General features: G+C 70.0%; 4 protein-coding genes. 2 read left to right on the forward strand and 2 right to left on the reverse strand.

The features are described from left to right. The first annotated feature begins 51 nt into the window (after window positions 1-51). Window positions 52-3093, forward strand: coding sequence for a cytochrome P460 family protein (locus ACG2DA_RS03295; protein ID WP_395254041.1), 3042 nt, complete (start codon window positions 52-54; stop codon window positions 3091-3093). A gap of 32 nt (window positions 3094-3125) precedes the next feature. Here ACG2DA_RS03295 and ACG2DA_RS03300 read toward each other — a convergent pair whose 3' ends face one another. Both ACG2DA_RS03300 and ACG2DA_RS03305 read right to left on the reverse strand, forming a co-directional pair. Then, a complete protein-coding gene (locus tag ACG2DA_RS03300) occupies window positions 3126-3965 on the reverse strand; it encodes a hypothetical protein (protein WP_395254042.1) in 840 nt (279 codons plus the stop codon). 54 nt (window positions 3966-4019) lie between these two features. Beyond that, window positions 4020-4838, reverse strand: coding sequence for a molybdopterin-dependent oxidoreductase (locus tag ACG2DA_RS03305; RefSeq protein ID WP_395254043.1), 819 nt, complete (start codon window positions 4836-4838; stop codon window positions 4020-4022). A 153-nt stretch (window positions 4839-4991) separates the two neighbouring features. On the opposite strand from ACG2DA_RS03305, the gene secA reads away from it, so the two are divergent. Next, on the forward strand, window positions 4992-8591 hold a 3600-nt coding region (gene secA / locus ACG2DA_RS03310), incomplete at its 3' end, for a preprotein translocase subunit SecA (protein WP_395254044.1).

Below are 8591 nucleotides of genomic sequence, written 5' to 3' on the forward strand. Positions count from 1 at the left end.
GCGCGGTTCTGCCGATAAGATGGCGAATCGTCCTCGTTCGAGCCCGCCCCCGTGCCGCGTCTTTCGTTCCGCCCCGGCTCCGCTTGCGTCCTGGCGGCGGGCGCGGCGCTGCTGATCGTCGCGGGAACCGCGGCCGTCCGCGGCGCCGACCCGGCCGACCGCGGCCGCGACGCCGCTCCCCCGGCGCCGGGCGCCGCCCCGCACGGGCGGCCCGCCGGGTTGCCGCTGCCCTCGACCGGCTCCGTCGCGGCGTACGAGGCGATCCTGTTCCCCTTTCTCAACGACCGCACCTACGTCGCACTGGGGTGGGAGCAGGACGGCGTCGTCCGCGACACCGGGCCGTACCTGAACGGCAAGTACTACGGCACGCACCCGGCGGTGCGCGTCTGGTACAGCCCGGAGGTGATCGAGTGGCTGAAGGCCGGCCGCGTCGGGGCCCTGCCGGACGGGGCGATGGTCGTCAAGGAGCAGTACGACGCCCCCGCCGCCCGCCACGCCGGCAAGACGGAGGAGGAACTGCGGGCCAGCCTGCAAAGCTGGACCGTGATGGTGAAGGACTCGAACGGGTCCCGCGACGGCTGGTTCTGGAGCAACCCCGTTCCGGATACGCCGCCGGCGGACAATCACGCGACCAACGAGCACCCCGTCAGCGGCTTCGGGCACTACTGCACCCGGTGTCACGGGGCGACGCAGAGCCCCGGCGTCGACGACCCGGCGAGCCGCGACAACGAGTTCCTGTTCGCCTCGCTGCGGAACGTCGAGGGCTTCCCCGGCGAGCCGCTGCTGTTCCGCGTGGACGACAGCTGGCGGGAGGAGGCGACCGCGGAGGCGGAGCCGGCGGTCACCGCCAACGACGCCCTGCTGGCGGCCCTCGGCACCTGGATCGCCAACGGCAAGGCGGCCGACGCCGAGGCCGAGGGCGCCGCCGACGGCCACGGCTCCCACCCCGGCTGCACCCGGCCGGGGGTGTGCGACCGGCCGGAACGCTCCGTCGATGCGGCGTTCCTCGCCCGGTTCGGCCCGCTGCCGAACGCGGAACTGGGCGACTGCGCCCGCCTGCCCGGCGTGACGCACGACTGGGCCCCGCTGGCCCCGGCGGAGGGCGACGGGCCGGCGAAGCGTTGGGCGACGTCGAACCAATGCATGGGCTGTCACGCCGGCCTGACGGCGCCGTTCGGTCCGACGATGTTCCTCCCGCTGGGGGCGAAGGACGACCCGGACCGGGCCGAGTACGGCGCCGACGGCCTGCACCAGTCGCCCTTTGGCGAGTGGCGTTGGACGCCGATGGGGCTCGCCGGCCGCGATCCGATCTTCCTCGCCCAGCTCGAAACCGAGCTGGCGATCGTGAAGCGGGAATTCCCCGCGGAGCAGGCCAAAGCCCTCGCCCGGGACCTGCAGGACGCCTGCCTGCGGTGCCACGGGGCGATGGGCCAGCACGCCTTCCAAGACGACGGCGGCCCCGACGCCCGCTTCACCCTGGAGGGCCACGCCGCCACCGCCGCGGCGGACGCCCACATCGGCCTCGGCGAGGACCGCTACGGCGCCCTCGCCCGGGACGGAGTGAGTTGTTTGGTCTGCCACCGGATGGTCCCGCGGGAGCAGCCGGCCGGGGACGACCGCAGCGACCTGCGGCACTACCTCGACGAAAACACCACCGGCAACGCGGTCTTCGGTCCGCCGGGCGAGATCGCCGCACCGGACCGGGACGATTCGCTCCGCCCCTACGTGATGCACCACGCCACCGGGCTGAAGCCGAAGACCAGCGACTACCTGACCGACAGCCGGATGTGCGGCACCTGTCACGTCGTCAGCCTGCCGAACGTCGACATGCCGTTGGACGCCCACGGCGGGCCCGGCCACGAGCACGACGGCAGCCTCGCGGCGGTCGACAGCACGCCAAGCTTCCGCGGGTTCCATCACCACGTGGAGCAGGCAACCTACCTGGAATGGCTCAACAGCGAGTTCCAGACGGAGTTCGAGGGCCCCGACGGCTTGAAGAACCCGACGGGGCGGAGCTGCCAGGAGTGCCACATGAGCGACACGGCCGACGGCACGCCGGACGGTCCGAAAACCCGCTCCCGCGTGGCCGTGGTGCAGGACGTCACCTACCCGGACGCGGAGAACCTCGCCCCGCACGCCGATTTGACGATCCCCGTCCGCGAGGGCTACCGCCGGCACGACTTCAGCGGGTTGAACGTGTTCCTCCTGGAGATGATGAACCAGCACGACGACGTGCTGGGGGTCCGCAAGACGGACTTCATGACCGGCGGCACGAACGACCTGCCCAACGCGATTGCGGGCATGGTGCAGACCGCCGCCTCCAAGACGGCCCGGCTCACGGTGACGGCCGAACCGGGCGACGGCGCCGTGACGGCGACGGTGCGGGTCGAAAACCTCGCCGGGCACCGCTTCCCGACGGGCGTGGGTTTCCGGCGGGCGTTCCTGGAAGTGTCGCTGGTCGACGCCGACGGCGAAGTCGTCTGGATCAGCGGGGCCACGGACGCAACCGGCACGCTGGTCGACGCCGCCGGCGAGCCGCTGCCCACAGAGTTCTTCGCCGAGGACGCCGCCGGCGTCCAGCAATACCAGCCCCATCACCGGGTGGTCCGCGATCCGTCGCAGGTGCAGATCTACGAAACGCTGTTGAAGAACCACGCCGGCCGGTTCACGACCAGCTTCGTGCACGGCTGCGAGACGGTGAAGGACAATCGCCTGCTGCCTCGCGGCTGGACGCACGACGGCCCCTCGCCGGACCTCGACGGCCCGTACCTCGCCGCGACCCGACCGGGGCCGCTGGCCTCGCAGGACGCCGACTTCACCGCCGGCGACGGGGCGGACGTGACCCGCTACGAGATGAGCGTCCCCGACGGCGTCGACCCGGCGACCTGCACCGTGCGGGCCCGGCTGTTCTATCAGGCGACGCCGCCGTACTTCCTGCGGAACCTGTTCACCGTGATGAACGGCCCGGCCGACGCCGAACCCGGCCCCGCGGCCCGCCGGCTGTACGCCCTCTGCGCGAACCTGAAGACCGAGGGCACCTCGATCGCCAACTGGAAGCTGCCCGTCGTCGCCGCGGAGGCGCCGGTGCGGTGAGCGTAACGCCGAGGCCCCGCGGGGCCTCGGCGTTACGGCGTCTGTTTGAGACGCATCTTCACGACGAGCCCCTCGCGCCGCCGGGTCCCCCACAGCACGCCGGGTTCGCTGGGGTCCCACGCGATGCCCTGACCGGCGATCAGGGCGGGGTGGGCCGCTTCGAGGACCATCTCGCTGCCGACGCGCGGGAAGGCGACGCGGTACAGCTCCGGCAGGTCGTGGCCGGAGAGCCACAGCCGGCCTTCGACGTCGAAGCTCGCCCCGCTGACGGAGTGCGGGCGGAGGCGACGGAGGAGCGACTCCGGCAGAACGAAGCCCGCGGGGGCGTCTCCGTCGTTCGGCCGCACCTCAATGCGGGTCCGTTCCACCCCGGACTCGTAGCCGGGGATCAACGGCAGTTCATAATGGGCGAAGGTGTAGACGGTTGCCGCCCTCGGCCCGACAGGGCTGAACGGTTCGCGCAGAAAGGGGAGCGAGGAGGTGAGCGACCCGTCCGTCAGACCGAGGCTGTACGATTCGAGATGCGTCAGTGCGGTTTGTCGCGGAAACGCCCCGGTTGCGAACCGTTCCACCGACCCCGTCATCGGCGTGAAGGGAAAGTTCGAGTGGGACACGATCAACTCTCCCCCTTGCACGACCCCGCCGTTCATGTGGATCAGCGGCAGGTCGGCGCTCGCCTCGACCGTCGCCAGCCGCTCGCCGGTGCGTTTGTCGTACTTGGCGATCACGCGGTTGCCGATCGCGTAGAAGCAGTCCGCGTCCACGGCGACGGCCTGGTGGGCTTCCGGGGCCTGGAACGTGGCGACCTCCTCGAATGCAGGGCCGACCGGCAGCGGGGGGGAGAGCAGGGCGAAGGCGAGGACGGGCAGCATCGCTGCAGGGTGAGCGCCGGCCGCAGGGCACTCAACCGACGCTGGCGGCCTTCATCAGATCATCATCGCTTCGTCGCCGGCCTCGTCAGGGCGGCGGCCGGCGGCGTCGCGGAAGCGTTCGCCGTCCGGGTTCGTTTCGTCCTGCAACCACGGGTCGCCCCGATCGGCGTAGCCGAGGCGTTCCCAGTAACCGGGCTCGTCGCGGTCGCTCAGCCGCAGGGAGACGAGCCACTTGGCGCTCTTCCAGGCGTACAGGTGCGGCACGATCAGCCTCACCGGCGCCCCGTGGTCCGCCGGCAGCGGCACGCCGTCGACCGTGTCGCACAGCAGCGCGTGGGGCGACAAAAAGTCCGCCAGCGGCAGGTTCGTCGACCAGGTCCGGCCGGAACCGACCTCGTCGGCCCCGCCGGCGATTACGTAGCCGGTCGCCTCGGCGGGGTCATCTGGGACCGGCCAGCCGGCGAGGGCGGCGATCATCCGCGTGCTTACCCCGCTCCACGTCGTGCCCAGCCGGCTCCAGCGGGTCACGCAGTGGAAGTCCGCGAACACCTCGACGCGGGGCAGGGCGGCGAAGGCGTCCCAGTCGAGCGTCCGCGGTGCGGCGCCGGGGCGTTCGACCGTCAGCGACCACGTTTCTTTCGTGAGGGGCGGGACGTCGGCCGCGTGCAGCACGGGCCACTTCTTCGTCCGGGTCTGTCCGGGGGGGAGCCGGTCCGCGGGGCGGCGGACGTCCGGGGCGACGGCCGCCCCCGGCGGGGCGTCCGCCGCGGTCGGAGCCGGGCCGGGCTGGTACAGCGGGTCGTCGGCGGGGCGGTACAGGGCGGGGGGCGTGTTTGGGAATGCGACCGCGTGAACCGGCGGACGCAGGTTCACGTTGACCCCCCCGCCGACCCCCAATAAGGTTGGACGGTTTCGGAACTTGCGTCAAATCCGGCACGGCCCGCCCGGTTCCCCGAACCGGCCCCCGCGGTCCGTCCGCCGGAACAACCCCCAACCGGCCCCGCGGGCCGACGACCGGCCCCCACGATGGAACAACTCGACCGCATCGGCGACGTGTTCGAGGCTGCCACCGGCAGCATCACCAACGCGATCACCAAGCTGTTCGGCTCCAGCAACGAGCGCCGCGTGCGGCAGCTCGGCTTCGTCCGCGGTAAAGACGGCTCCACGACCGTCGTGCCCGGCTCCACGCTGGACAAAATCAACAAGCTCGAACCGGAGCTGGAAAAGCTCTCCGACGAGCAGCTCAAGAACACCGCCGCGGACTTCCGCCAGCGGCTGAAGCAGGGCGAAACCCTCGACGACCTGCTCCCCGAGGCCTTCGCCCGGGTGCGGGAGGCGTCCAAGCGCGTCGCCAAGATGCGGCACTACGACGTCCAGATGATCGGCGGCGCCATCCTCCACCAGGGGATGATCGCCGAGATGACCACCGGCGAGGGCAAAACCCTCGTGTCCTCCTGCCCGGCGTTCCTCAACGCGCTGGCCGGGCACGTGCACGTCGTCACCGTCAACGACTACCTCGCCAAACGCGACATGGAGTGGATCGGTCCGATCCACAGTGCCCTGGGCCTGACGGTGGGGGCGATCCAGGCCGGCATGCAGCCGGCGGAGCGCCAGAAGCAGTACGCCTGCGACATCACCTACGGGACCAGCAACGAGTTCGGCTTCGACTACCTGCGGGACAATATGAAGCCCCGCCTGGACCTCCAGGTGCAGGGTCCGCTGGATTACGCGATCGTCGACGAGATCGACAACATTCTCATCGACGAGGCCCGCACCCCGCTGATCATCAGCGGCCCGGCCCACGACGACGTCTCCCGCTACCCCGTCGCCGACCGCATCGCCCGCCAGCTCAAGGCCGGACAGGACTTCGAGATCAAGGAGAAGGAGCGCACCTGCCACCTGACCGAGTCCGGCGTGCGGCGGGCAGAGGAATTGGCGGGCGTCGAGTCGTTCTATACGGCCGGCAATATGGAGTGGCCGCACTTCATCGACAACGCCCTGAAGGCCCACCACCTGTATAAGCGCGACGACCAATATATGGTCCGCAACGGTCAGGTGATTATCGTCGACGAGAACACCGGCCGCCCGATGGAGGGCCGCCAGTGGTCCGACGGCCTGCACCAGGCGGTCGAGGCGAAGGAAGGGGTGAAGATCAAGCCGGAGACGCAGACCTACGCCACGGTCACGCTCCAGAACTTCTTCAAGCTGTACGGCAAGCTGTCCGGCATGACCGGCACGGCGATGACCGAGGCGGACGAATTTCTCAAGATTTATAACCTGGACGTCGTCGCCGTCCCGACGAACCGCCCGCTCCAGCGGCAGAACTTCCCGGACCTCGTCTGCCGGACCGAGAAGGAGAAGTGGGACGCCGTCGCCGACGAAGTGCTGGAAGAGCATAAAAAGGGCCGCCCGGTCCTCATCGGCACGACCAGCATCGAGGCCTCCGAGAAGGTCTCCAACAAGCTGAACAAGCGGGGCGTGAAGCACGAGGTGCTCAACGCCAAACAGATCGAACGCGAGAGCGAATTGATCGCCCAGGCCGGCCGCAAGGGGGCGGTCACGATCGCCACCAACATGGCCGGCCGCGGCACCGACATCATCCTCGGCGGCAACCCGGACTACGCCGCCTGGGAGGAGCTCCGCCGCACGCACGAGAGCCGCCTCGACGTGCCCAAGGGCGAATGGGACGCCCTCACCGCCGAGATCTCCGAGCGCGAGGGGATGAAGGCCGAGGCCGAGGAGATCCGCGCCGCCGGCGGCCTCCACGTGATCGGCACCGAACGGCACGACAGCCGTCGGATCGACAACCAGCTCCGCGGCCGGGCCGGCCGGCAGGGCGATCCGGGCTCCTCGCGGTTCTACGTCTCCCTCGAAGACCGCCTGATGCGGGTCTTCGCCGGCGAATTCGTCCAACGGGCGTTGGATATGGCCGGGATGAAGGAGGGAGAATTCATCGAATCCAAGATGGTCTCCCGTCGGATCGAGGGGGCCCAGAAGAAGGTCGAGGAACGCCACTTCGACCAGCGGAAGAACCTCCTCGAATACGACGAGGTGATGGACGACCAGCGGAAGCAGGTCTACCGCTTCCGGCAGGACATCCTGGAGGGCGCCAACTGCCGGGACATCATCCACGAGATGATCCGCCGGCAGGTCGATCGCCGCGTCGATCACTTCTACGACCGCCTCTACCCGTGGCGGACGGTCTCGGAGATCGCCCACAACGCCTTCGGGCTGGACGTCGACCCGGACAAGATCGAGGGCTCCACCCTCGAACAGCTGATGGTCATCCTCCGGGACGAGGCCCTGGAGCAGGCCGACGCCTCCATCGCGGAGAACGTCGCGGAGAACGTGTCCGTCCTGGAAAACGAGGACGGCACGATCACCGAGACCTACAACTGGCTGGCGCTCTCCCGTTGGGCGAACGGCCGGTTCGGGCTGAACACCAACGACCGCGAGCTGAAAAAGATCGGCCCCAACGAGGTGGAGGACTACCTCCGCGAGCGGGCCCACCAGGCGATCGACCGCAGCGAGCTGGGGCAGGAGGTCGAGGACAGCCTCGCCCAGGACAAAAAGATGCGGAACGTCGTCCAGCGCGACGACCGCGGCATGCCCGTGCCGCCGCAGCGGACCGTCGCCGGGGTGTTGGAAGAGGTCCTGCGGGAGGACTACCCGCGGATCAGCCTCGTCCACTTCCTCGCCCAGCAGTTCGCCCTGCGGGTCGACCCGGCGGAGTTCGCCGAGCTGGACAACCCGGAGGAGGTGAAGGCCGAGGTGATGAAACGCCTCGACGCGATGTACAAGGACAAGGAGGTGATGTTCCCCGTCACCGTCGGCCTGACCCGCTTCCTGCAGGACGGCAGCGGCGGCGGCGACCGTCTCGGCCTGGCCCGCTGGGCCAGCGGCCGGTTCGAGAAGCCGCTCGACCCCGCGGCGGTGGAGAACAGCCCCAAAAACGAACTGGTCGGCCTGCTGGCGGACGCCTCCCGCGGCTACTTCGTCAACGGCGAGGTCGCGGAGAAGGTGGACGACACCCTCGATCGCGTCTACGGCGGCCGCGGCGTCGACCCGATGCCCCGCCTCGACAGCCCGGACCGCACCCGCAAGGCGGAGCGACCCGAAGACCTCAAACCGCTGATCGACTGGGCCAACCAGGAGTTCGAAGCCGGCCTGGAGGCGACGCAGATCGCCACGCTGCCCAAGGCCCGCGCCCGGCAGGTCCTCCTCAAACCCTACGAGGAGCGCTACCGCCCCGAGCTGGCCCACGCCGAACGCCTGCTGATCCTCGAGGTGCTCGACGGCGCCTGGAAGGATCACCTGTACCACATGGACCAGGTCCGCAGCGGCATCGGCCTGTCCAGCTACGCCCAGAAGGACCCCAAGACGGAGTACAAGCGGGAGGGCCGCAAGGCATTCAACGAGATGTGGGACCGCGTGGGCGAGCAGGTCACCCGGGCGATCTTCCGACTCGAACGGGACAGCAAGCAGTTCGTCGGCAACCTCTGGCACCTGACCGAGGCCCGGGCGGTGCACGCCGCCCCCGCCGCGGACGCCGCCCCGGCCCCAGACCACACCGAGCAGCACGGCGACCAGCGGGAGCGGGAACTCTCCACCAACCGCGGCGACGGC

Origin of the sequence: Alienimonas sp. DA493 (assembly GCF_043951915.1) — a bacterium.
In the GTDB taxonomy this organism is placed as follows: Bacteria; Planctomycetota; Planctomycetia; order Planctomycetales; family Planctomycetaceae; genus Alienimonas.